Annotated in this window: 19 protein-coding genes; 8 read left to right on the forward strand and 11 right to left on the reverse strand. The window is 64.5% G+C overall.

The features are described from left to right. Positions 1 to 21 precede the first annotated feature (21 nt). The 5 genes from LGM56_RS19185 to LGM56_RS19205 all read right to left on the reverse strand — a co-directional run bounded on the left by LGM56_RS19185 (position 22) and on the right by LGM56_RS19205 (position 3,640). Positions 22 to 1,356, reverse strand: a complete 1,335-nt coding sequence (locus tag LGM56_RS19185) for a type II and III secretion system protein family protein (RefSeq protein WP_089472664.1) — start codon at positions 1,354 to 1,356, stop codon at positions 22 to 24. Positions 1,357 to 1,422: 66 nt separating this feature from the next. Then, the gene (cpaB, locus tag LGM56_RS19190; protein ID WP_124575694.1) at positions 1,423 to 2,334 is read right to left on the reverse strand and encodes a Flp pilus assembly protein CpaB; all 912 of its coding nucleotides are present in this window, start codon (positions 2,332 to 2,334) and stop codon (positions 1,423 to 1,425) included. A gap of 85 nt (positions 2,335 to 2,419) precedes the next feature. Further along, the gene (locus LGM56_RS19195; protein WP_089494725.1) at positions 2,420 to 2,890 is read right to left on the reverse strand and encodes a TadE/TadG family type IV pilus assembly protein; all 471 of its coding nucleotides are present in this window, start codon (positions 2,888 to 2,890) and stop codon (positions 2,420 to 2,422) included. After that, positions 2,887 to 3,387, reverse strand: coding sequence for a prepilin peptidase (locus LGM56_RS19200; protein WP_226206438.1), 501 nt, complete (start codon positions 3,385 to 3,387; stop codon positions 2,887 to 2,889). Before LGM56_RS19200 ends, LGM56_RS19195 begins: the two co-directional genes overlap by 4 nt. 82 nt (positions 3,388 to 3,469) lie before the next feature. Then, positions 3,470 to 3,640 (reverse strand): Flp family type IVb pilin, encoded by a 171-nt coding sequence (locus LGM56_RS19205; protein WP_089472660.1) that lies wholly within the window; start codon positions 3,638 to 3,640, stop codon positions 3,470 to 3,472. Positions 3,641 to 4,318: 678 nt separating this feature from the next. Between LGM56_RS19205 and LGM56_RS19210 the strand changes: the two genes are divergently transcribed. The 4 genes from LGM56_RS19210 (at position 4,319) to LGM56_RS19225 (ending at position 10,047) form a co-directional block, all read left to right on the forward strand. Further along, the gene (locus LGM56_RS19210; protein WP_226206440.1) at positions 4,319 to 6,124 is read left to right on the forward strand and encodes a collagen-like triple helix repeat-containing protein; all 1,806 of its coding nucleotides are present in this window, start codon (positions 4,319 to 4,321) and stop codon (positions 6,122 to 6,124) included. Between the two features lie 40 nt (positions 6,125 to 6,164). Continuing rightward, positions 6,165 to 7,589: a collagen-like triple helix repeat-containing protein gene (locus LGM56_RS19215; protein WP_226206442.1), complete on the forward strand. Its 1,425-nt coding sequence runs from the start codon at positions 6,165 to 6,167 to the stop codon at positions 7,587 to 7,589. Positions 7,590 to 7,733: 144 nt separating this feature from the next. Beyond that, positions 7,734 to 9,419 (forward strand): ShlB/FhaC/HecB family hemolysin secretion/activation protein, encoded by a 1,686-nt coding sequence (locus LGM56_RS19220; protein ID WP_226206444.1) that lies wholly within the window; start codon positions 7,734 to 7,736, stop codon positions 9,417 to 9,419. A gap of 166 nt (positions 9,420 to 9,585) precedes the next feature. Further along, positions 9,586 to 10,047: a DUF2147 domain-containing protein gene (locus LGM56_RS19225; protein WP_046545504.1), complete on the forward strand. Its 462-nt coding sequence runs from the start codon at positions 9,586 to 9,588 to the stop codon at positions 10,045 to 10,047. A gap of 103 nt (positions 10,048 to 10,150) precedes the next feature. Here LGM56_RS19225 and LGM56_RS19230 read toward each other — a convergent pair whose 3' ends face one another. The 6 genes from LGM56_RS19230 to typA all read right to left on the reverse strand — a co-directional run bounded on the left by LGM56_RS19230 (position 10,151) and on the right by typA (position 19,836). After that, positions 10,151 to 10,591, reverse strand: coding sequence for a transposase (locus LGM56_RS19230; protein WP_226206446.1), 441 nt, complete (start codon positions 10,589 to 10,591; stop codon positions 10,151 to 10,153). 114 nt (positions 10,592 to 10,705) lie between these two features. Continuing rightward, positions 10,706 to 11,803 (reverse strand): cell division protein ZapE, encoded by a 1,098-nt coding sequence (gene zapE / locus LGM56_RS19235; RefSeq protein ID WP_039358978.1) that lies wholly within the window; start codon positions 11,801 to 11,803, stop codon positions 10,706 to 10,708. Between the two features lie 99 nt (positions 11,804 to 11,902). Further along, the gene (lpdA, locus tag LGM56_RS19240; RefSeq protein WP_089425219.1) at positions 11,903 to 13,333 is read right to left on the reverse strand and encodes a dihydrolipoyl dehydrogenase; all 1,431 of its coding nucleotides are present in this window, start codon (positions 13,331 to 13,333) and stop codon (positions 11,903 to 11,905) included. A gap of 83 nt (positions 13,334 to 13,416) precedes the next feature. Further along, a complete protein-coding gene (gene odhB, locus LGM56_RS19245) occupies positions 13,417 to 14,691 on the reverse strand; it encodes a 2-oxoglutarate dehydrogenase complex dihydrolipoyllysine-residue succinyltransferase (RefSeq protein WP_226206448.1) in 1,275 nt (424 codons plus the stop codon). Positions 14,692 to 14,826: 135 nt separating this feature from the next. Continuing rightward, positions 14,827 to 17,691 carry a 2-oxoglutarate dehydrogenase E1 component gene (locus LGM56_RS19250; RefSeq protein WP_046545499.1) on the reverse strand — a complete coding sequence of 955 codons (2,865 nt, stop codon included), beginning with the start codon at positions 17,689 to 17,691 and terminating at the stop codon, positions 14,827 to 14,829. Positions 17,692 to 18,009: 318 nt separating this feature from the next. Further along, on the reverse strand, positions 18,010 to 19,836 hold the full coding sequence (gene typA, locus LGM56_RS19255; RefSeq protein WP_039358989.1) for a translational GTPase TypA: 1,827 nt from the start codon (positions 19,834 to 19,836) through the stop codon (positions 18,010 to 18,012). A gap of 328 nt (positions 19,837 to 20,164) precedes the next feature. Between typA and LGM56_RS19260 the strand changes: the two genes are divergently transcribed. From LGM56_RS19260 to LGM56_RS19275, 4 genes are all read left to right on the forward strand, one after another. Continuing rightward, complete coding sequence (locus tag LGM56_RS19260) at positions 20,165 to 20,656, forward strand: MarR family winged helix-turn-helix transcriptional regulator (RefSeq protein WP_089494717.1); 492 nt, start codon at positions 20,165 to 20,167, stop codon at positions 20,654 to 20,656. Between the two features lie 87 nt (positions 20,657 to 20,743). Beyond that, positions 20,744 to 22,240 (forward strand): efflux transporter outer membrane subunit, encoded by a 1,497-nt coding sequence (locus tag LGM56_RS19265; protein ID WP_226206450.1) that lies wholly within the window; start codon positions 20,744 to 20,746, stop codon positions 22,238 to 22,240. Between the two features lie 52 nt (positions 22,241 to 22,292). Further along, a complete protein-coding gene (locus LGM56_RS19270) occupies positions 22,293 to 23,507 on the forward strand; it encodes an efflux RND transporter periplasmic adaptor subunit (protein ID WP_089494715.1) in 1,215 nt (404 codons plus the stop codon). A gap of 28 nt (positions 23,508 to 23,535) precedes the next feature. Next, the gene (locus tag LGM56_RS19275; protein ID WP_089494714.1) at positions 23,536 to 25,095 is read left to right on the forward strand and encodes a DHA2 family efflux MFS transporter permease subunit; all 1,560 of its coding nucleotides are present in this window, start codon (positions 23,536 to 23,538) and stop codon (positions 25,093 to 25,095) included. The last annotated feature ends 9 nt before the right edge of the window (positions 25,096 to 25,104 follow it).

Here is a 25,104-nt window from a genome sequence, read left to right on the forward strand (position 1 = left end):
GCGCGACATCTCGTCCCGCATTCATTTCGAAAATCCGGGCGCCGCATCGGGTGATGCGATACCGCCAAGATACGACCGCCACACCGGACCATCGCGCTGTTCGGACAATTCGCCCGGCGTGGTCGGCAACGGCGCGCCCTTCGCGATCGGCGCAACGAGATGCGGCGTCACGATGATCACCAGTTCCTTGTCGTTCTGCTGATAGTTCAGCGACTTGAAGAAGGCGCCGATGATCGGCAGGTCGCCCAGGACCGGCACCTTGTTGATGTTCGACATCGTTTCGCGGTCGATCAGGCCGCCGATCACGAAGCTTTCCCCGTCGCCGAGCTCGACCGTGGTGTCGGCGCGGCGAGTCGTGATCGCCGGCACCGAGACGCTGTTGATCGTGACGCCATGCTGGAAGTCGAGCTGGCTCGATTCGGGCGCCACCTTGAGTGCGATGCGGCGCTGGCTCAGCACGGTCGGCGTCAGGGTCAGGCCGACGCCGTACTGCTTCCAGTCGATCGCCGTCGAGCCGAGCGCCTGCGGCACCGGCACGGGAATTTCGCCACCGGCGAGAAAGCTGGCGCTTTGCCCGGACAACGCCACGAGGGTCGGCTGCGCGAGCACACGGGCCAGATTGTTCGCCTCGAGAATCGAAATATTGCCGAAAATGCCGCGCCCCGCCGAATTCACCACCAGGTTGAACGCGGACGCGATCGGAATGCCGCCCGTCGCCTGGAATGCCCCCGTCCCCCCGCCGGTCACCGACTGGAGACCGCCCGGCGAAAATGCGCCGAAAGCGAATCCGTTGCTCTGCTTGAAGAAATTCAGCCCCGCTTCCTTCAGCACCGAACGGCTGAATTCCACGACCCGGACGTCGACTTGCACGACGTTCCGATTGCCGACCGTCGACGCATCGATCACCGCCGCATCCTTGCCGCCCATCCGCTTGCCGACGGCAACTGCCCGCTCGTGCGCGTCAAGCGACGCTGCCGCGCCCGACACGACTGCCGCGCCGCCATACGCCCTCACGGACGGTCCCGCGCCGTCCAGCACGGCCTGTGCGGCTGCATCGACGACATTGACGTTCCACACGGTCGGCTCGTCGCGACCGCGCTCCCACAGCATCACATTCGTCGAACCCGGCGCCTTCGCAACCAGCAGCACATTGCCGGCGCGACTGCCCTTCATGACCAGCACGTCGACGACCGACGGATCGCCCACCGCGATCCGCTGCAGCGTGCGGCCGGTAGCGACCTGTCGCTGCGAGCCGACCGCCAGATCGATCGACCCGTTTGTGCCGGCGGCCCCGGACAACACGGCGAAGGTCATGGCCCAGATGGCAATCGCGTATGCAATCAGTTTTTTTGTCATTGTGTCGGAGACCGTCATACGGCCTTCTCCCTTCCGTTACTGCTGTCGATGACCGTGTTTAGGTTGTCAATAAGCGACCGTTTCGGTTCGCCCACCCCGAATCACTTCAATACTGCTCCCGCCTTCGCGCGCGACGATCGGTGCGCGCGGCGCACGCGCCGGCGCCTGCACGCGGGGCGTATTGCGTGCCCGCCCGCCTGAAAGTTCATCGAGCCACACGCCGGCGGCCGCCTGCCCGGAAGGCGTCAGGTCACCGGCCGTGCGGATCGCGACCGTCTGCGTCGCGACTTCGTCATCGCGCGGATTGCGCAGTGCCAGCGTCAGCCGGCCGCTTGCTTCCGCGAGCGTCAGCGCATCGACCTGTGCCGTCGGCACGGCGAGCACGGCGGTCCGTACCGCGCCGCCCGGGCCGCCGCTGCCGTCACGATCGGGCGTCGCGTCGCCGAACGACAGGATCCGCAGCTTCGACATCAGCAATCGCGCCTGTGAATTGGGAATTTCCGAGCCGGTTTGCGCCATCCCCGAGTTGTCGCGCCGCAAATTCAGGAACACGTCGACAAAGTTGCCGGGGCGCAACCGGTTTCCGACCGCATTCGTCTCGTCGACCTTGATGGCCACCGCCCGTTCGCCGGGCGCCACCTGGTTCGCCAGCCCCGACGTCAAGCCGCCCTCGACGACCGGCGCGGCGGCAAGAATGTCGTTCGCCGGAATACGACCGACAGGCAGCGACGGATCGCTGAAGCCGCCGGTCGGCATCATGGGTGCCGAAGCCAGCTTCAGGGCATCGGCCGGAATCGGTTGACCAGCCGGCAACAGACGCGTCGCCACGACCACCGGGACCGTCTGCACCATCGCCACGGCGGGCGCCGCGGCCGGCGGATGGGCCGGCGCGCGGCCAAGCATCCACGCATAGATTCCGAGCAGCACGGCGAGCGCAATCAGCAGCCCGGCGATGATCTTCGTCAAGTTGTTGCCCATGGTGAATGTCGAGTGCCGTAAATGTTGTTATGTCGATATGCGAACGCCGCTTGCACCTGTTACCGTGCGCTGCCCGGCGTCCGTTTCATAAAATGGTGGCCGGGTTGATCTGCACGGTTGCCGTGCCGGTCAACTGCGTCGGCGTAACGAGTCCGAGCAGGGGCAGCGACGGAACCAGCGGGTTGGTCTTGTACGGGTACGTCACCGTGACCGTCACACAATACATGGTTGCGTCGTAACTGCATGCCCCCGACACCGGCGTCGGAATCTGAACGTTGGCCAGCCACGTCGTGAGCCCGACCGCCGTCGACTGTGCCGCCTTCGCACGGTCCGTCAGCGCCTGCGCCCCCGACCCGTTGGACTCGTAGACATAATTCAGCGCCGTACGCGCGCCTTCGGTCGCCGCGAGCGTCAAGCCCTGCTGAACGGCGAAGATCAGCCCGTACGTCACGATCGCGTACATGATCAGGAAGAACAGCGGAAACACCAGCGCGAACTCGACCGCCGTCGCCCCCTGCTGACGCCGCCACGACCGCGGCCGGCACTGTCGCTTCATTGCCCCCCCCCGGTAACGACGAGATAGGCCAGCCATATCGCTGCAGGCGCGACGAGACAGGCCGCATACGGCGTCGCCCGCCGCGCACCGAGCGCGAACGTCGGCGAACCGCGCGACCACAGCGCGCCCAGCGGCGTATGGGACAGCGTCATCAGCGCGAGGACATGTATACCGGCCACCAGGCTGGCGACAACCCACAGCCACGGCAGTATCGACAAACCGCACCACGCGCCGAGAACCGCGAACACCTTCACGTCCGCCGCGCCCATCACGCGAAATGCAAAAAGCGGGAAAAAGCTCAAGAATCCGACGAGCATGCCGATCAATGCCTGCCCTACTGAAATACCAAACGGATTTGCATTGGCCAATGCACTGGCAAGCGCCACCAGGAGTCCGACGACGACAAGCGTATTTCGAACAAGCCGAAATCGAATATCACCGGCGGCAACGAGCGTCGCCCAGGCAAAAAAAATGCTGGTACTGAGAAGATGTGCCATATCGCGATCGACCGACCATGTCGACGTAAGGGCGAGCGGGCCGCGAAAACGGACCGCTCGCCACCCATCGAACTAACGAGGATCAGCCGGTCGGCAACGTATTGGCAATCGTGGTGAACAGCGCCGAGATCTTGGTACCGATAGTGGTGACGCTACCGATGATCAAGGCCGCAATCAGACCCGCAATCAGACCATACTCGATCGCGGTAACCCCGTCTTCTTCCCGAAGGAAGCGAATCATCATTGCTTTCATTTTATTCCTCGTGCCTGTATTTACGTTCTTTGGCCTTTTATACGTATACGTCCTCGCATATCTGGCCGGTTGCCCCGCTCTGTTCGCCACATCTGCTGTAGCGACAATCGGGTGCACTTTCTTTATAGATTGCCCCGAGGGGCATGGCTCAACATTTGATGCAAGTTAACATTCGCGATAGTGACCCTCCTCGAACGTTGTGTACCGAACCGTACATTTGCTTACATCTGCTGCCGATTCTATATCCGATCCCATTTAAATTCCAACCTATTTTAACGACACGGATCGAAAAAAATGACCAGGAGCACAACGTATTTGTACGGCGTTTCGGTACGACTTACACATAGGATTTACGATAGGTTAGATGTGCACACCTAATCCACCAGTAAAACAATTGCCTCGTCCACCAAGCCTGCACGCCCCCCACGTTACGCCGCACGCGTAACGCCAATGTTGTGACGTTACGTTACGAAACGCGCGAAACCGTTCTCATTCGTCTGTCCTTAAACAGATTCAACAATCTTTCAATTTCCATAACCTCCTTTTCCGACAAGGAATTGCCCCGTTTAAAACCTGTTGTCGAACCGTCGAGCATCGAAATGGCACGACAGTTGCAGAGTAGTCCGCGCACCACTCAACACAACGAAGTTCACAACACATTTTTAATGCGAGGACGAAATGGACATTAAGGTTATCCCCCATGGCGTGTTCCGGACGACTCTGATCGCGGCCACCGTTGCAGCCATGCTTTCCCTCTCCGCGTGCGGCGGTTCCGGCTCCATCAGCCAGGGGCTCGGCGGCGGCTCGAGCTCGGGCGGCGGCGATACGATCTCCACCTCCGGCACGAGCGGTACTTCGGGCACGAGCGGCACGAGCGGCACCAGCGGTACCTCGGGCACCAGCGGTACGTCCGGCACCAGCGGCACCTCGGGCACGAGCGGCACCTCGGGCACGAGCGGCACCTCCGGCACCTCCGGCACCTCCGGCACCAGCGGCACCTCGGGCACGAGCGGCACCTCCGGCACCAGCGGTACGTCGGGCACGAGCGGCACCTCGGGTGTGTCGTCGAACCCAGTGGGAACTGTCCTCGCAAGCAGCAGCAACATCCTCACGAGCGCCGGTGGAACCGTCTCGGGCCTCGGCTCCGTCATTGCCAACCAGTCGCTGCCGGGTGTCAACCCGGCCACCACGCAAGCCGCAGGCGGCGTCGTGCAGAGCGTTGGCGGCGCCGTGACCGCACTGGGCAACGGCCTTGGCAACGGTCTCGGCCAGCTTGGCGCGACGAAGGATCCGCTCGGCACCACGCTCGCCAGCACGGGCGGCGTGGTCAACCAGCTCGGCGGCGCGGTCACGCAGACGGGCAATCTGGTCTCGAGCCTCGGCAGCGGCCCGCTGACGCCGCTGGCACCGGTCACGGGCGCCGTCGGCGGCCTCGTGTCGACGCTCGGCGGCGCCGTATCGAACGGCGGCACCACCCTCACCAACGCGCTGTCGACCGGCCCGATCCAGCAAGTCACGCAGACGGTCAGCTCGGCCATCACGCCGATCACGACGATGGTCGGCCAGACGACCCAGACGATCGGCACCGCGACCGGCCTCGGCGCGCCCGTCAACACGCTGCTCGGCACGGTCGGCAACGGCCTGAACCAGGCCGGCGCCCTGCTCGCGTCGGCGGGCGGCAACCCTGTCACGACCGGCCTTGGCAACACGGTCTCGTCGACGGGCAACACCGTGAAGGCCGTCGGCGGCCTGCTCACGGGCGGCACCGGCGGGGTGACCAACCCGCTCGCACCGCTCACGGGTCTCCTCACGACGGTCACGGGTACGCTCGGCGGCGCAACGGGTGGCGCCAGCAGCCCGCTCGCCCCGGTCACCGGCCTCGTCTCCACGGTCACGGGTGCGCTCGGCGGCGCAGCAGGCGGCGGCAGCGGCCCGCTCGCCCCGGTTACCGGCCTCGTCTCGACGGTCACGGGCGCACTCGGCGGCGCAGCAGGCGGCAGCGGCGGCCCGCTCGCCCCGGTTACCGGCCTCGTCTCGACGGTCACGGGTGCGCTCGGCGGCGCAGCAGGCGGCAGCGGCGGCCCGCTCGCTCCGGTCACCGGCCTCGTCTCCACGGTCACGGGCGCACTCGGCGGCGCAGCAGGCGGCAGCGGCGGCCCGCTCGCTCCGGTCACCGGCCTCGTCTCGACGGTCACGGGCGCACTCGGCGGCGCCACGGGCGGCACGAGCGGTGGCCCGCTCGCCCCGGTCACGGGTCTCCTCGGCGCGGTCACGGGCGCACTCGGCGGCGCGACGGGCGGTGCAGGCGGCAGCAGCCCGCTCGCTCCGGTGACGAACGTCGTGTCCACGGTGACCAGCACGGTCGGCGCACCGGCATTGACCGGCGGCACGGGCGCCGTCACGAACTCGGGTTCGTCGTCGAATCCGCTCGCGCCCGTCACGTCGCTGATCGGCGGCCTGCTCGGCGGCACGCACGGCAAGTAAACCAACATCCATCAATCGACAAGACAGCGAGGAGTCCATCATGTCCCAGCAACGTTCTCTCACGACAGTCGCCCTGCGCCAGTGGCGCGCGCCCCTCACGGCCTTCGCCGCCGCCTGCCTGCTGGCCGCCTGCGGCGGCGGTGGCGTCAGCTCGCCGCCGACCAGCAGCAACAACAATAACAACCCGAGCACGAGCGGTACGCCAAGCACGAGCGGCACCAGCGGTACGTCCACCGGCACCAAGGGCGTGGTCAGCACGGTCGGCCAGACGGCCACCGACCTCGGCAGCACGGTCGGCAACATCAGCGTGCCGGGCCTCGGCGACGGCGTGACGAAGGGTGTCGGCAGCACGCTCTCCAGCACCGGCACGATCGTCGGCGCAGCCGCCGATGCGGTGAGCAACGGGCTGGGACAGATCGGCACGACCAAGGATCCGGTCGGCACGACCGTCGCGGGCCTCGGCAACGTGGTCGGCGCGACGAGCAACACGGTGTCCGGCCTGAGTTCGACGGTCAAGGCACTCGGCACCGGCCAGCTCGCGCCGCTCGCGCCCGTCACGACGCCGGTCGGCACCGTGCTCGACACGGTGGCCAACGGCTTGACGGCTGCCGGCACGACGATCGGCTCGACACTGTCGTCTGGCGCCGTGCAGCAGGTCACGCAACCGCTCAGCTCGGCAATCACGCCGCTCGTGATCACCGCCGGCCAGGTCACGCAACAGGTCGGCACGACGACCGGCCTCGGCCAACCCGTCTCGGGCCTGCTCGGCCAGGTCGGCGGCGCGATCAGCTCGGCCGGCAAGCAGGTGGGCGGCACGTCGAGCCAGCCGCTCGTCGGCGACGTCGGTCAGCTCGTCACGGCAGTCGGCAACACCGTGACCAACGCGGGTGGCCTCGTCAACCCGAACGGCCCGAACGGCGCGGCACCGATCCCCGGCCTGATCACGAGCCTTGTCGGCGGCTCGACGGCGACCGTACAGAACGGCACGTCGTCAGGCTCCGGCTCGACGAATCCGCTCGGCGGCCTGCTGTCGGGTCTCGGCTCGACGCCGCTCGGTTCGCTCACGGGCGCACTCGGCGGCGCGACCGGCGGTTCGGGCAGCAGCCCGCTCGCGCCCGTCACCGGCCTCGTCTCCACCGTCACCGGCGCACTGAGCGGTGCGGCGGGCGGCAGCGGCGGCCCGCTCGCCCCCGTCACGAATCTCGTGTCGACGGTCACGGGCACGCTCGGTGGCGCAACGGGTGGCGCAGGCAGTGCAAACCCTCTCGCGCCTGTCACCGGTTTGCTGAATACTGTCACCGGAGCAGTCGGCGGCGCAGCAGGATCCGGGGGATCGAGCCCGCTCGCACCGGTCACGTCGCTGGTTGGCGGCGTCACGGGTACGGCAACGTCGGGCAGCAGCTCGACGGGGCTGCTGGCACCGGTAACGGGGTTGCTGGGTACGCTGGGTAGCGTTGGCAAGTAAGGAGGACGGTCGCACCTTCGCAGCCGGAGCGAATGGCGCGGCCGTACAAACACAACCGGCATTGCGGCACGCGGCGCGCGGCACCCTGGTGTCGCGCGCCGGCATTACAAAGAAGACGAAGAGCAAGGCCAACGAGGAAGAACAATGAAATCCAGACTCGACAGATGGATGATGCTGCTCGCCATCGCGGCAGCAGGCACGGCACATGCACAAACGCGCGTCGGCGGTAACCCGCTCGACTCCCTGCCCCAGATCAACGCGCCGAAAACCGGCCCGAACGTGACCGTGCAGGTCGCACCGCAAGCACCGCAATTGCAGGAGTTGCTGTCGCGTCACCTGACACCGACCACATTCCAGGTCGAAGGCGTGAAATCCGTTCCGTTCGACGAGATCTCGCGTCGCTTCACCCCGCTCGTCGGCAAGGACATCACGATCGGCGAGCTGATCGAAACCGCCAACGGCGTGACGAAGCTGTACCAGGATCGCGGCTTCGCGCTGTCGTTCGCGTTCGTTCCTGCGCAGACGTTCGAGAACGGCGTCGTGCGCATCACGGTTGTCGAAGGCTATGTGTCGGACGTCAAGGTCACCGGCAAGCCCGGTGCAATGGAATCGAAGATTCGTGCGATCGCCTCGCATATCACTGCCGATCGCCCGCTGCGCCGCGCGACGTTCGAACGCTACGTGAACACGTTCGGCCTGTTGCCCGGCCTCACGGTCAAGGCGAACGTACCGCCGCCGCAAACCACCGACGGCGCCACGACGCTCGAACTCGCGGTCGACCGCAAGCCGTTCAACGTCAGCACCGGTATCGACTTCAACCACCCGGGCGTCCAGGGTCTCATCACCGCGACCGAAAACGGCCTCACGTCGTTCGGCGAGCAACTGAGCATTTCCGCGCTGGCGCCGCCGGGGCGCGACAAGCAAACTTATTTCGCATTCAGCGGCGCGATACCCGTGGGCAGCAGCGGCCTGATCACGCGCCTCGACGCGAGCACCTATCGCGGCAAGCCGACGGACAATCCTGGCTTGCCGTCGTACATCCAGCGTACGGTCAAGAACGAGAAGCTCGGTCTTTCGGCATCCTATCCGATACTGCTGAACAACCAGCGCAGCCTGCTCGGCACGGTGTCGGGCTACGCAGCGCACAACGAGGACAATTACCAGAACCAGATCACCGGCGCGACCCTCAACAATCGGTCGCAGGTTCGCGTGCTGCAACTGCAACTCGACTACACGAACGTCCAGCCGAAGCAAGTGCGAAAGTTGAGCGTCAACGTGGCCAAGGCGTTCGACATCCTCGGCGCATCGAAGTCGCAGACCGCCCAGGCAAACGGCTCGACGATCACGTACGCCGACCCGACATCACTGACCTTCGTCCGTACCGGCGCGACCTTCACGCAAACCAACGAGTGGCCGTTCCGGATCGGCACGTCGGTTTCGCTGACCGGGCAATACAGCCCCGACTCGCTGCCGACGTCCGAGCAGATCTCGTTCGGCTCGACGCGTTACGCGCTCGGCTATCAGCCGGGCGAAGCGTCGGGTGACTCGGGATGGGGGATGTCGCTGGAGGTCAACCGCGGCTTCACGCCGGGCTGGACGTATATGAAGTCCGTTACGCCGTACATCGCCTATGACATGGCGCGTGTGTACCTGCACGCAGGCACACCGTCGCCGAACCGCATGTCGTCGGTCGGCATCGGCGTGCGTTTCACCGACAGCCGCTTCTACAGCCTCGACCTGAACGTCGCGAAGCCGGTGGGTGACGCTCCCGTCGAAAGCGCGTCACGCAGCCCGCGCATCAACGCCGCATTCTCATATCAGCTCAACTGATCGGCCACCCAACAGCCCGCGCCCGCGGGCTGTTTCGATTAGAGTCCCCTCTATCAAACGTGGCGCGTTGTTTCACGTATTCTGGCGAAGCTCGCAACATGCCCCGCCCCATGCAGACGGTCGTGCGAGCAAATCGAACACGACATGCAAAACAAGGAGGACGACAATGATTCAACTGACCCGCCCGTTTCGTGCCATCGCCGTCGCCGGCGTACTGCTCGCTTGCGCCGCTCCCACGTTCGCACAAGCAGACAGCCCCATCGGCATGTGGCAGACGATCGACGACAACACGCATCAGCCGAAGGCGCTCGTGCAGATCGCCGAGGACGGTGATGGTGCGCTGACCGGCAAGGTCGTGAAGGGCCTCGGCGCGAACGATACGCCTGATCGCCGCTGCACCGCCTGCACGGACGAACGCAAGGATCAGCTCATCAAGGGCATGACGATCATCAAGGCCATGAAGAAGGAAGGCGACCACTGGGACGGCGGCAACATTCTCGACCCGGAGAACGGCAAGGTCTACAAGTGCAAGATGACGCTCGAAGACGGTGGCCAGAAACTCGTCGTGCGCGGTTACATCGGCGTGTCGCTGCTCGGCCGTTCGCAGACCTGGGTTCGCCAGCAATAATGCGGCTCGCGCTTAAATGCGCGGCTCAATGAAAAAATCGGCCTGCGACGAAGTCGTCAGGCCGATTTTGTTTTGGTGCATGCGTGGCGGGAACTGATCAACATCACGCTGCATGCTTCAGCGTGTCCGACGCATAGCTGCCCGGTGCGCGATACGCGGGCGCCGCATTGCTGCGTGCTTCCGCCGCCTTCGATTGCGTGTGCTTGCGCATCCGCGTGGACAACTCGTTGCACAGATTCACGCCTGCGTCGCCATAGAGTTCACGCATGACACTCATCAACGTGCCCGTCTCGTGCCAGACCTTGAAGCGACGATGGCAAGTTTGGTACGAAGGGTAACGACGCGGCATGGCCGACCACGTTGCACCACTGTAGATCACCCAGAGCACGCCGTTCAAGACGGCACGCGTATTGGCCAACGGGCGGCCGCGCAACTCGGTGCGCGGCTGCATTTCGGGCAGAAGCGACGCAACGCAGCGCCACTCTTGATCGGTCAGATCGCGATACGGTGTCATGGATATCTCCAGCCTTAGTAACCATGACACAACGATATCGGCTCACCTCAACAATGAATATAAGACAAATCCGAAATTACCCTGAGATTGCTTTAATTTGACCGGAATTGACGTTTGAATTCCGTCAATTGCCGGAAATCGCACTCAAGTCAGCGACGTATCGACGATGCGGCGCGGCGTTTCGATGTATTCCTTCGACTGCATCTCGACGATTCGCGAGACCGTACGCGCAAACTCGTTGGCCATCGGGCCTTCGATGTACAACTGCTCCGCCGGCACCGCCGCGGACATCAGCAGCTTGACCTTGTGGTCGTACAGCACGTCGATGAGCCACGTGAAGCGCCGCGCCTCGGACGCCATCCGCGGCGACATCTGCGGCACTTCGGACAGCACGATCGCGTGGAAGCGGCTCGCCAGCTCGAGATAGTCGTTCTGCGAGCGCGGGCCGCCGCACAGCGTCGCGAAGTCGAACCATACGACGCCGTCCGCCTTGCGCAGCGCCTTCAGTTCGCGCTTCTCGATATGCAGGAGCGGGCTTTCGTCGGGAACGGCAGCGAGCTTCTGAAACGCATGCCGCAATTCGCGATCGGCATCCGCGCCGAGCGGCGTGTGATACATCTTCACCTGCGCGAGCGTGCGCTGGCGATAATCGACGCCCGCATCGACGTTGAGTACGTCGAGCTTGGACTTGATCAGCGCGATCGCCGGCAGCATGCGGTCGCGATGCAGGCCGTCCGGATACAGGTCGTCGGGATCATAGTTGGACGTCATCACGAACTGCACGCCGTTGTTGAACAGGCGGTCGAGCAGACGGTACAGAATCATCGCATCGGCAATGTCCGACACGTGGAACTCGTCGAAGCAGATCAACCGGTAGCGCTTCGCGATGCGCCGTGCGAGTTCGTCGAGCGGATCGGCCTGCCCTTTCAGCTCCTCGAGCTCGCGGTGCACTTCGCGCATGAATTCGTGGAAATGCAGGCGCGTCTTGCGCTGCACGGGCACGACCGCGAAGAAGCTGTCCATCAGGAAGCTCTTGCCGCGACCGACGCCGCCCCACATGTAGACGCCGCGCGGAAGGTCGGGATGATTGATGAGCTTCTTGAATGCGTTCGAGCGGCGCGCCTTGTACTCGACCCACTCGTCGAAACATTGCTGCAGGCGATCGACGGCCGCGCGCTGTGCGGGATCGGACTGATAGCCGCGCGTGGTCAGTTCGCGCGTGTAGTATTCGGTGACGTTCATCGGGCAAACCGGAAAAAACGAAGGCGGGCGGGAATCCCCGCCCGCCTTCGTCATGAGACGGCTGCGCCGACCGATGGCCGGCCGGCGCTTATACCGCGCTCAGCTGTTCAGCGAGCGCTTGTCGACGGCGAGCGCCGCTTCGCGCATCACTTCCGACATCGACGGGTGCGGATGGCAGATGCGGGCGATGTCTTCCGACGCCGCCTTGAATTCCATCGCCACCACGGCTTCCGCGATCAGGTCCGACGCGTTCGCCGCGATCACGTGCACGCCGAGCAGTTCGTCGGTCTTCGCGTCCGCGATCATCTTCACGAAGCCGTCCGGCGCGTTCATGCCGAGCGCGCGGCCGTTGATCGAGAACGGGAACTTGCCCGACTTGATCTCGCGGCCTTCCGCCTTCAGCTGCTGCTCCGTCTTGCCGACCCAAGCGATTTCCGGGTACGTGTAGATCACCCACGGAATGCAGTTGTAGTCGATGTGCGGCTTCTGGCCGTCGATCACTTCCGCGACCAGCACGCCTTCGTCTTCCGCCTTGTGCGCGAGCATCGGGCCACGCACCACGTCGCCGATCGCGTACACGTTCGGCACCGCCGTGCGGCAGTGGTCGTCCACGTCGATGAAGCCGCGCTCGTTCGCCTTCAGGCCGATTGCCTCGAGGCCGAGGTTGTCGGTGTTCGGCACGCGGCCGACCGACACGATCAGGCGGTCGGCGTCGAGCGTCTGCGCGTTGCCGTCCTTGTCCGTGTAGGCGATCGACACGCCGTTCGCAGTCGTCTTCACTTCGCCGATCTTCACGCCGAGGTTGATGTCGAGGCCCTGCTTCTTGAACAGCTTGGCCGCTTCCTTCGCGAGCGCTTCGTCAGCTGCGCCGAGGAAGGCCGGCAGCGCTTCGAGCACCGTCACTTCGGCACCGAGGCGGCGCCACACCGAGCCGAGCTCGAGGCCGATCACGCCTGCGCCGATCACGGCGAGCTTCTTCGGCACCGAGTCGAACGTCAGCGCACCTTCGTTGTCCGACACGATCTTGTTGTCGACCGGAATGCCCGGCAGGTGACGCGCCTTCGAGCCCGTCGCGATGATCACGTTCTTTGCGGTGACGACTTCGGTTTCACCTTCGCCGCTCACTTCGATCTGCACGCCGGCATCGGTCTTGCCGGTGAACTTGCCATGGCCCTTCAGCCAGGTGATCTTGTTCTTCTTGAACAGGAACTCGATCCCGCTCGTCATCTTCTCGACGATCGCGTCCTTGCGGCCGAGCATCTTCGCGACGTCGATCTTCACGCCGTCGACCGTGATGCCGTGGTCGGCCAGGTGGTGCGACGTGTTCTCGAACTCTTCCGACGATGCGAGCAGCGCCTTCGACGGGATGCAGCCGACGTTCAGGCACGTACCGCCGAGCTTCAGCGCGCCGGCCGGGTTCTTCCACTTCTCGATACAGGCAACGGTCTTGCCGAGCTGCGCGGCGCGGATCGCGGCGATGTAGCCGCCGGGGCCGGCGCCGATCACGACGACGTCAAATTCCTTGGACATGACAATCCTTTCTTCTTGTGCAACCGCACGGGCCGCGCGTGTCGCGCGCCCGTGCGGTGCGGGTCAATGCGGTGAAACTCGGCTTACAGGTCGAGCAGCAGGCGTGCCGGATCTTCCAGCGCATCCTTCATCGCGACGAGCGACAGCACGGCTTCGCGGCCGTCGATGATGCGGTGGTCGTACGACAGCGCGAGGTAGTTGATCGGACGGATCACGATCTGGCCGTTTTCGACGACCGGACGCTCCTTCGTCGCGTGCACGCCGAGGATTGCCGACTGCGGCGGGTTGATGATCGGGGTCGACAGCATCGAGCCGAACACGCCGCCGTTCGAGATCGAGAACGTACCGCCCGTCATTTCCTCGATCGACAGCTTGCCGTCCTTCGCCTTCTGGCCGAACTCGGCGATCTTCTTTTCGATCTCGGCGAGGCTCAGTTGATCCGCGTTGCGCAGGATCGGCACGACGAGGCCGCGCGGCGAGCCGACAGCGATACCGATGTCGAAGTAGCCGTGGTAGACGATGTCGTTACCGTCGATCGACGCGTTCACGAGCGGGAACTTCTTCAGCGCGTGGACGGCCGCCTTCACGAAGAACGACATGAAGCCGAGCTTCACGCCATGTTCCTTCTCGAACTTGTCCTTGTACTTGTTGCGCAGCTCCATGACCGGGGCCATGTTCACTTCGTTGAACGTCGTCAGGATCGCGTTGGTCTGCTGCGACTCGAGCAGACGCTCGGCGATACGCGCACGCAGGCGCGACATCGGCACGCGCTGTTCCGGACGGTCGTTCAGCCAGGTCGCGGCCGATGCCGGCACCTTCACTTCCGGCAGCGACGGCTTCGCAGCGGCGGTCTTCGCCGGTGCGGCGGCCGGTGCGGCCTTCGGTGCGCTGCCTGCTGCCAGCGCGTCGCCCTTCGTGACGCGGCCGTCGCGGCCCGAACCTGCGACGTCGCCCGCCGACAGACCCTTCTCGGCCAGCAGCTTCGATGCGGCCGGCGATGCGGTGGTCGACGATGCGGCTGCGGCGACCGGCTGTGCTGCCGGTTCGGCTGCAACAGGCGCTGCTGCCGGCTTGACTTCGGCGGCGCCTGCCGCGGCTTCGGCTGCACCTGCCTTCGCTTCGGTGTCGATCGTTGCGATCAGCTGATCGGCAACGACGGTGTCACCGTCGTTCTGCAGCACTTGCGCGAGCACGCCCGCGGCCGGTGCCGGCACTTCGAGCACGACCTTGTCGGTCTCGAGTTCGATCAGGATTTCGTCTTGAGCAACTGCTTCGCCCGGCTTCTTCTTCCACTGCAGCATGGTGGCTTCCGAAACCGACTCCGAAAGCTGGGGGACTTTGACTTCTACGATAGCCATGTGATTTTCCTGGATGCTTAATCTGGGGTGTGACGAGGTTCGTGCGATTCCTTCGGCCGGTGCGGCGCGCGACGCGCCCGGCGGGCCAAAAGAGACGGGAAAGCGCATGGCGCCTTCCCGTTCCGCTTCCGTCGGTTATTTCGCGATCGATGCGCTCTTCAGGCGGCCGAAAGCACCTTCGATGAGGGCCTTCTGCTGCTCGTAGTGCTTCGCGTAGTAGCCAACCGCCGGCGAGGCCGAAGCCGGACGGCCGCTGTATGCCAGCTTCTGCCCTTCCTTCATGCCTTCCTTCAGATGGTGCTCGACGTAGAACCAGGGGCCCTGGTTCTGCGGCTCGTCCTGCACCCAGACCACTTCAGTCGCGTTCTCGTACTTCTTCATTTCGGCTTCGAACTGCTTGTGCGCGAACGGATACAGCTGCTCGATACGGATGATCGCGACGTCGTTCGCCTTCGCTTCGCGGCGATGGGCGACGAGGTCGTAATACACGCGGCCCGAGCATGCCAGCACGCGCTTGACCTTCTTCGCGTCGATGCCGCCGTCGGTTTCGCCCAGCACCGGCTGGAACGAACCCTTCGCGAGTTCCGACAGGTCCGACACCGCTTCCTTGTGACGCAGCAGCGACTTCGGCGTCGCGACGATCAGCGGCTTGCGGAACAGGCGGATCATCTGGCGACGCAGCAGGTGGAAAATCTGTGCCGGCGTCGTCGGTTGAACGACCTGCATGTTGTGATCCGCGCACAGTTGCAGGAAACGTTCGATACGCGTCGACGAGTGCTCCGGACCCTGGCCTTCGTAGCCGTGCGGCAGCAGCATCGTCAGACCCGACACGCGGCCCCACTTCACTTCGCCCGACGAGATGAACTGGTCGATCACGACCTGCGCGCCGTTGACGAAGTCGCCGAACTGCGCTTCCCACAGCACGAGCGTGTTCGGCTCAGCGGTCGAGTAACCGTATTCGAAGCCCAGCACCGCTTCTTCCGACAGCACCGAGTCGATCACCGTGAACTTCGCCTGGCCTTCGGCGATGTTCTGCAGCGGCACGTACGTGCCGTCGTTCCAGCGCTCGCGGTTCTGGTCGTGCAGCACCGCGTGACGGTGCGTGAACGTGCCGCGGCCCGAGTCCTGGCCGGTCAGGCGCACCGAGTAACCCGATGCGACGAGCGACGCGAACGCGAGGTGTTCGCCCATGCCCCAGTCGAGCGGCTGGTCGCCACGCGCCATGTTGCGACGGTCGTTGATCACGCGCTCGACGAGCGGGTGGACCTTGAAGTTTTCCGGGACCGTCGTGATGCGTTCGCCGAGGCGCTTCAGTTCCGCGAGCGGCACGGCCGTGTCGGCTGCATCCGTCCACTTGCGGTTCAGGAACGGAACCCAGTCGACCGCGTACTTGCTCTTGTAGTTCGACAGGACCGGGTCGACCGTGTGGTGACCGTCGTCCATCGCCTTGCGGTACGCCTTCACGAAGTTGTCGGCGTCTTCCGCGGTGATCACGCCCTGCTGCACGAGCTTCTCGGCGTACAGCGCACGGGTGCCCGGGTGCTGCGCGATCTTCTTGTACATCAGCGGCTGCGTGACCGCCGGCGTGTCCTGCTCGTTGTGGCCCAGCTTGCGGAAGCAGACGATGTCGATCACGACATCCTTGTGGAACTGCATCCGGTAGTCGATCGCGATCTGGATCGCGAGCACGACAGCTTCCGGATCGTCGCCGTTCACGTGCAGCACCGGCGCTTCGATCATCTTGACGACGTCGGTACAGTACAGCGTCGAGCGCGCATCGCGCGGGTCGGACGTCGTGAAGCCGATCTGGTTGTTGATGACGATGTGCAGCGTGCCGTGCGTGCCGTAGCCGCGCGTCTGCGCGAGGTTCAGCGTTTCCATCACGACGCCCTGGCCAGCGAAGGCCGCGTCACCGTGGATTTGCACCGGCAGCACTTGCAGGCCGTCTTCGTCGCCGCGACGGTCCATCCGCGCCTTCGCGGAACCTTCGACCACCGGGTTCACGATTTCGAGGTGCGACGGGTTGAACGCGAGCGACAGGTGGACCGGGCCGCCTTCCGTCGACACGTCCGACGAGAAGCCCTTGTGGTACTTCACGTCACCGGCCGGCAGGTCGTCGACGTGCTTGCCTTCGAATTCGGCGAACAGGTCGGCCGGCATCTTGCCCAGCGTGTTGACCAGCACGTTCAGACGGCCACGGTGGGCCATGCCGATGATGATTTCCTGCACGCCGCGCTTGCCTGCGTGCTGGACGACTTCGTCCATCGCCGCGATGAAGCTTTCGCCGCCTTCGAGCGAGAAGCGCTTCTGGCCGACGTACTTGGTATGCAGGTAACGCTCGAGGCCTTCGGCGGCCGTCAGGCGATTCAGGATGTGCTTCTTCTCGTCGGCCGAGAAGTTCGGCGTCGCGCGGGTCGACTCCAGGCGCTCCTGCCACCAGCGCTTCTGTTCCGGGTCGCTGATGTACATGTACTCGGCGCCGATCGTGCCGCAGTACGTGTCGCGCAGACCCTTGACGATGTCACGCAGCGAAGCCTGGTCGAAACCGAAGTACAGGTTGCTTGCGCTGTAGGTCTGGTCGAGGTCGCCTTCGGAGAAATCGTAGAACGCGGGTTCGAGCTCGGGAATGGCGGGACGTTCGCGACGCTTCAGGGGATCCAGATTGGCCCATTGCGAGCCAAGGAAGCGATACGCGCTGATAAGGGACTGGACGTGCACCTGCTTGCGTGCCGCAGCCAGATTGGTCGTGCTTTCGCGCGGGATGAAGGCATTGGCCTTCGCGCGCTCGGCGAACGATTCGACGATCGGAAAATGGGCGACGTCATTGGCATTCGAACCGTCCGTTGCAGGCACATTCTGCAGCGCGTCGAAATACTCTCGCCAGTTCTCCGGCACCGATGCCGGATTGTTGAGGTATGCATCGTACAGTTCTTCAACGTACGAAGCATTGCCGCCGAACAGATAGGAGTTCAGCTGAAACTGCTTCATTACATCTGACATTTTACGCTCACCTTTCTTCGAGCTTCTCGAGAAATAGCGGGTTACTCAACCTTCCGCGACACGGCCTGACCGTTTAGCGGATTGCGAATCAAGTCTTGCTTGGAAGGACCTAAAACTTGCGTGCGCGCAGCATATCACAGAACCGATACCGGAGTTCACGGCGAAATGTGCCTGAAAGCACCGCGCGACGGGGTTTTGCCGGATTGCCACGACCCGCGGGAACAGTGTTTTGCAGACAATCCGACTGCACACTGCGCAGATGCAAAAAAGGCTGCCCGCAGGCAGCCTTTTCCGTGATGCAGTGAACGGCCGGAACGCTTAGTCGACCGCGCCTTCGCGGCTCGCGCGGCGACGCTCGTGCTCCTTCAGGAAGCGCTTGCGCAGGCGGATCGATTGCGGCGTCACTTCGACGAGCTCGTCGTCGTCGATGAATTCGACCGCGTATTCCAGCGACATCTGGACCGGCGGCACGAGGCGCACGGCTTCGTCGGTACCCGACGCACGCACGTTGGTCAGCTGCTTGCCCTTGATCGGGTTCACGACGAGGTCGTTGTCGCGGCTGTGGATACCGATGATCATGCCCTCATAGAGCGCGTCACCCGGCTTCACGAACATGCGGCCGCGATCCTGCAGCTTCCACAGTGCATAGGCCACGGCAGCGCCGTCGTCCTGCGAGATCAGCACGCCGTTGCGGCGCTCGAACACCGAGCCGTCCTTGACCGGTGCGTACGAGTCGAAGATGTGGCTCATCAGGCCCGTGCCGCGCGTGAGCGTCAGGAATTCGCTCTGGAAGCCGATCAGGCCACGCGCCGAGATCTTGTACTCCAGACGCGTGCGGCCGCGGCCGTCCGACGCCATGTCGAGCATCTCGCCCTTGCGGCGGCCAAGCTCTTCCATCACGCCACCCTGATGTTCGTCCTCGACGTCGACGGTCAGCAGTTCGTACGGCTCGTGACGCACACCGTCGATTTCCTGCATCACGACGCGCGGACGCGACACGGCCAGCTCGTAGCCTTCACGACGCATGTTCTCGACGAGAATCGTCAGGTGCAGCTCACCACGGCCCGACACTTCGAACACCGTTTCGTCGCCGGTGTCCTTCACGCGCAGCGCGACGTTGTGGTTCAGTTCCTTCATCAGGCGGTCGCGGATCTGGCGGCTCGTGACGAACTTGCCTTCGCGGCCGGCGAGCGGCGACGAGTTGACGAGGAAGTTCATCGTCAGCGTCGGCTCGTCGACGGTGATCATCGGCAGCGCTTCCGGCGTATCCACCGCGCAGATCGTTGCGCCGATGCCGACGTCTTCAATACCGTTGATCAGCACGATGTCGCCCGCTTCGGCCGATTCGACCTGCACGCGCTCGAGACCCGTGAACGACAGCACCTGGTTGATCTTGCGGTTCAGCACGTCGCCTTCCGGGCCAAAGCGCATCGCGACCGGCTGACCCGGCTTGATGCGACCGCGCGTGATGCGGCCGACGCCGATCCGGCCGACGTACGTCGAATAGTCGAGCGACGTGATCTGCAGCTGCAGCGGCGCGTCCGGATCCGCCGGGCGGACCGGCACGTGCTCGAGGACTGCCTCGAACAGCGGGCGCATGTCGCCTTCGCGCGCGGCCGGGTCGAGCGACGCATAGCCGTTCAGGCCCGATGCGTAGACGATCGGGAAATCGAGCTGCTCTTCGGTTGCGCCGAGCTTGTCGAACAGGTCGAAGGTCTGGTTGATGACCCAGTCGATCCGCGCACCCGGACGGTCGATCTTGTTGACGATGACGATCGGCTTCAGGCCGAGCGCGAGCGCCTTCTTCGTGACGAAGCGGGTCTGCGGCATCGGGCCCTCGACCGCGTCGACGAGCAGCAGCACCGAGTCGACCATCGACAGCACGCGCTCCACCTCGCCACCGAAGTCCGCGTGCCCCGGCGTGTCGACGATGTTGATGTGCGTGCCTTCATACTCGACCGCGCAGTTCTTCGCGAGAATCGTGATCCCGCGCTCTTTTTCGATGTCGTTCGAGTCCATCACCCGCTCCGCAATCTGCTGGTTCTCGCGGAAGGTGCCGGACTGGCGAAGCAGTTGGTCGACGAGCGTAGTCTTGCCGTGGTCGACGTGGGCGATGATGGCGATATTGCGAAGGGCGCGGGTCATAGAAACCTGGAAATCGTTTGAACGCGCAAAAGCGCCCGCTCGTTTTTCACGGGCGCGCGCATTGCAGCTTGGAAAGCCACAAATTATAGCACGTGCGGATGTCGCGAGCTGACGGACACGTTGCGACGCAACACCAGGCGGCCGGCACGCCCTTCCCTGGAACCCGCCGGTCGGCCGAAACCCGCGCCGTTGGCAAGCCCAAAAACCTTAATGTGATAGTGGATTTATGGGCCACAAAGCGCGCCCTTTGCCGTTCGATTAACATTTGCCGCGGCAAGCAACTGTGCCTATACTGCTGCCTAGTCAACTATTGCAGCTTCAGGGTTTTATGTCGGATTCTTCCACCCAACCGCCCGTCTCGCAGCTGTCTTCATATCAGATGAACGACAGCGTCGGCTATCTGATGTCGCGCGTGAAATCGGTGATGACCAACCTCGTCACGCAACGCACGCAGGAAGAGCTCGGTATCACGGGCACGCAGGCGAGCATGCTGTTCATGATCGCGGTCGGCAAATGCTCGACGGCCGCCGAGCTCGCGCGCGAGTACGGGATCGACGCGAGCGCGGTCACGCGCCTGCTCGACCGGGTCGAGAAACGTGGCCTGCTGTCCCGCGTTCGCAGCATCGAGGATCGGCGCGTCGTGCGCCTCGAGCTGACCGACGAAGGTCGTGCGCTCGCCGAACGGCTGCCGCCGATTTTCCGCAGTGTGCTCGACCAGGTGCTGGACGGGTTTACGCCGGAAGAAGTCGGGTTCCTGAAGAGCATGCTGCGCCGCATTCTCAGTAACTACTGCGAAACCGCCGGCGGCAGCATCACGTAATAGTTGCCATAACAATTACTTTTGACAGATTAATGTAAGGAAATCCTTGCAGTGTCCATCATTCATTCCGAGTCAGGGATCAGCGCGATGAAATCCTCCCCGTTGTCCGTGCGCGCCGGGTCGTGCCGCACCGCCGTCGCCGCTGCGGTCGCCGCACTGGCGCTGGCGGGCTGCGCGAATTACATCGGCATCAAGAGCGACAAGCAGATCGCCCCCGCGTCGCAATTCGAATCCACCCAGAGCCTCCCGGCCCAGGGCGGCCAGTGGCCGGCGCTCGACTGGGCCAGCCAGTTCGGCGATCCGCAGCTGCCGAAGCTGATCGACGAGGCCCTGCAGGGCAATCCGTCGATCGCGCAGGCGCAGGCGCGCATCGCAAAGGCGTCGTCGTACATCGAATCGTCGCGTTCGAGCCTGATGCCCAAGGCAGAAGCCAGCTATTCGTGGACGCGCGAGCTGTACTCGGGGAACGCGCTGTTTCCGCCCCCGTATGGCGGCCAGTGGTACAGCGAGAACAACGCGCTCGCGAGCGCGTCGTGGGAACTCGACCTGTGGGGCAAGAACCGCGAACGCCTGCACACCGCCGTGTCGCAGGAAAAGGCGGCGGAAGCCGACATGCAGCAGGCGCGCATCACGCTCGCGTCGTCGGTCGCACGCACCTACAATTCGCTCGCGCAGCTCTATGCGCTGCGCGACATCGCGCAACGCGAGATCACCAACCGCGAGACGGTCGGCAAGATCACCGACGGCCGTGTGTCGGCCGGTCTCGACACCAACGTCGAACGCCAGACGGCGCGCGGCAATATCGCGACGACCCAGGCTTCGCTGTCGGATCTCGATGGCCAGATCACGACGGTGCGCTACCAGCTCGCCGCGCTACTCGGCAAGGGCCCGGATCGCGGGCTGCAGATCGCCGCGCCGGTGGTGAACCCGAGCGGCGAAGTCGCGCTGCCCGGCAACCTGCCGGCCGATCTCGTGTCGCGCCGCCCCGACATCGTCGCCGCGCGCTGGCAGGTCGAAGCCGCGATGCACGACGTGAAGGAAGCGAAGGCCGAGTTCTATCCCGACGTGAACCTCGCGGCCGGCTTCGGCTTCGATGCATTCGGCTGGGGCAAATTCCTGAACTTCGCGAGCCGTCAGGCGCAGTTCGGCCCGGCGATCCATCTGCCGATTTTCGACGCCGGCGCGCTGCGCGCGCAGCTCAAGGGCCGCTACGCGGACTTCGACCTGTCGGTGGCGAACTACAACCAGACGCTGATCAGTGCGCTGAACGACGTCGCGACGCAGGTTGCATCGATCCGCGCGGTCGATCGCCAGATGGGCGATGCGCAACGCGCACTCGACGCATCGACGCGCGCCTATGACCTCGCGGTCATCCGCTACAAGGCCGGCCTGTCGCCGCAGCTGCAGGTGCTGACCGCGGACAGCAACCGCCTCGCCTCGGAGCAGACGGTGACCAACCTGAAGATGCGCCGCCGCGACATGCAGCTCGCGCTGATCAAGGCGCTGGGTGGCGGGTTCGACGCGACCGGCACGCCGCTCGCCGCACCCGATGCCGACAAGCCGACAAAACAGGCCGCCAACTGATCCGGCGCCACCACTACGCAGACACTCGAAATAACGGACGGAGAAAATCGCCATGAGCGACCAACAAAACGCCGCCAGCGCGCAGCCGCAGAACAACGGCAAGCGCAAGCGAATGATGACGCTGCTCGTCGCGGTCATCGTGATCGCGGCCATTGCGTACGGCCTGTATTACTTCCTCGTCGCCCGCTTCCATGAAGGGACCGACGACGCGTACGTGAACGGCAACGTCGTGCAGATCACGCCGCAAGTCACCGGTACCGTGATCGCGGTGAAGGCCGACGATACGCAGACCGTCAAGGCCGGCGATCCGCTCGTCGTGCTCGACCCGGCCGACTCGCAAGTCGCGCTTCAGCAGGCCGAAGCCAATCTCGCGCAAACGGTGCGCCAGGTGCGCGGCCTGTTCGTCAACGACGACCAGTACCGCGCGCAAGTCGCGCTGCGCCAGTCCGACCTGTCGAAGGCGCAGGACGACCTGCGTCGCCGCCTCGCCGTCGCGCAGACGGGCGCCGTGTCGCAGGAAGAGATCTCGCATGCCCGCGACGCGGTGAAGGCCGCGCAGGCGTCGGTCGACGCCGCGCAGCAGCAGCTCGCATCGAATCGCGCATTGACCGCGAACACGACGATCGCCTCGCACCCGAACGTGATGGCCGCGGCCGCGAAGGTTCGTGACGCTTACCTGGCGAATGCCCGTAACGTGCTTCCCGCGCCGGTCACCGGCTATGTCGCGAAACGCTCGGTGCAGGTCGGCCAGCGCGTGTCGCCGGGCACGCCGCTGATGTCGGTGGTACCGCTGAACGCCGTGTGGGTCGATGCGAACTTCAAGGAAGTCCAGCTCAAGCACATGCGCATCGGCCAGCCGGTCGAACTGACGGCCGACATCTACGGCTCGTCGGCGGTCTACCACGGCAAGGTGGTCGGCTTCTCGGCCGGTACGGGCTCGGCGTTCTCGCTGCTGCCGGCGCAGAACGCGACGGGTAACTGGATCAAGGTCGTGCAGCGCCTGCCGGTGCGAATTGAACTCGATCCGAAGGATCTCGACAAGCACCCGCTGCGCATCGGCCTGTCGATGCAGGTCGACGTGGACATCAAGGACGAACGCGGCGACCAGCTCGTGAACGCGCCGAACACCGTCTACGAGACCAACGTGTTCGCGAAATACGGCGACGAAGCCGACGCCGAAATCGCCCGCATCGTCGCCGAGAACGCAGGCGGCAACGCATCGGCGCCGGCCGCGTCGAAGTCGAATGCCGTCGCGAAGATGATGTAACCGTTCCGACTCCGGAAAAACAACCGACATGGCACAGGCTCCTGTCTCTCACCCGCCCTTGCAGGGCGGGCAACTCGTGATCGGGACGATCGCGGTATCGCTCGCGGTGTTCATGAACGTGCTCGACACGTCGATCGCGAACGTCGCGATCCCGACCATCTCGGGCGACCTCGGCGTGTCGTCCGACCAGGGCACGTGGGTCATCACGTCGTTCGCGGTCGCGAACGCGATCTCGGTGCCGCTGACCGGCTGGCTGACCGACCGCTTCGGGCAGGTGCGCCTGTTCCTCGCGTCGATCATCCTGTTCGTGATTTCGTCGTGGATGTGCGGTCTCTCGCCCAACCTGCCGTTCCTGTTGGGGTCGCGCGTGCTGCAAGGCGCGGTGGCAGGCCCGATGATTCCGCTGTCGCAAGCGCTCCTGCTGTCGAGCTATCCACGCGCCAAGGCACCGATGGCGCTCGCGCTATGGGCGATGACGACGCTGATCGCGCCCGTCGCCGGCCCGATCCTCGGCGGCTGGATCTCGGACAACTACTCGTGGCCGTGGATCTTCTACGTCAACATCCCGGTCGGCATCGCCGCCGCCGCCGCAACGTGGGCGATCTATCGCAACCGGGAGTCGGCCGTGCGCCGCGCGCCGATCGACGGCGTGGGCCTCGCGCTGCTGGTCATCTGGGTCGGATCGCTGCAGATCATGCTGGACAAGGGCAAGGATCTCGACTGGTTCGCGTCGACGACCATCATCGTGCTCGCGCTAACTGCCGTCATTGCGTTCGCGTTCTTCGTCATCTGGGAATTGACTGCCGAGCATCCGGTCGTCGACCTGTCGCTGTTCCGCATGCGGAACTTCACCGGCGGCACGGTTGCGCTGTCGATCGGGTACGGCCTGTACTTCGGCAACCTCGTGCTGTTGCCGCTGTGGCTGCAGACGCAGATCGGCTACACCGCGACCGACGCCGGTCTCGTGATGGCGCCGGTCGGGCTGTTCGCGATCCTGCTGTCGCCGCTCACCGGGAAGTATCTGCCGCGCACCGATCCGCGCTTCATCTCGACGGCGTCGTTCCTGACGTTTGCGCTGTGCTTCTGGATGCGCTCGCGCTACACGACGGGCGTCGACGAATGGTCGCTGACGCTGCCGACGCTCGTGCAGGGTATCGCGATGGCCGGCTTTTTCATCCCGCTGGTGTCGATCACGCTGTCCGGCCTGCCCGGCCACCGCATCCCTGCAGCATCGGGCCTGTCGAACTTCGTGCGGATCATGTGCGGCGGTATTGGTACGTCGATCTTCCAGACGGCCTGGGACCATCGCAACAACTTCCATCACGCGCAACTGGTCGAGCAGGCGAACGTCTACAACCCGACGTTCAACCAGGCCGTCACGCAGATGGGCAACCTCGGGCTGACGCAGGACCAGGCGCACGGGCTGATCAACAACATGGCCACGCAGCAGGCCGCGCAGCTCGGCGTGAACGACCTGTTCTACATCTCGGCGGCAATCTTCGTGCTGCTGATCGGGCTGATCTGGATCACGAAACCCGAGCGCTCGGGCGGCGGCGATGCAGGTGCCGCGGCATCGGCTGCACACTGAACACGCAGC

This window comes from Burkholderia sp. AU38729 (assembly GCF_020419725.1).
Classification (GTDB): Bacteria; Pseudomonadota; Gammaproteobacteria; order Burkholderiales; family Burkholderiaceae; genus Burkholderia.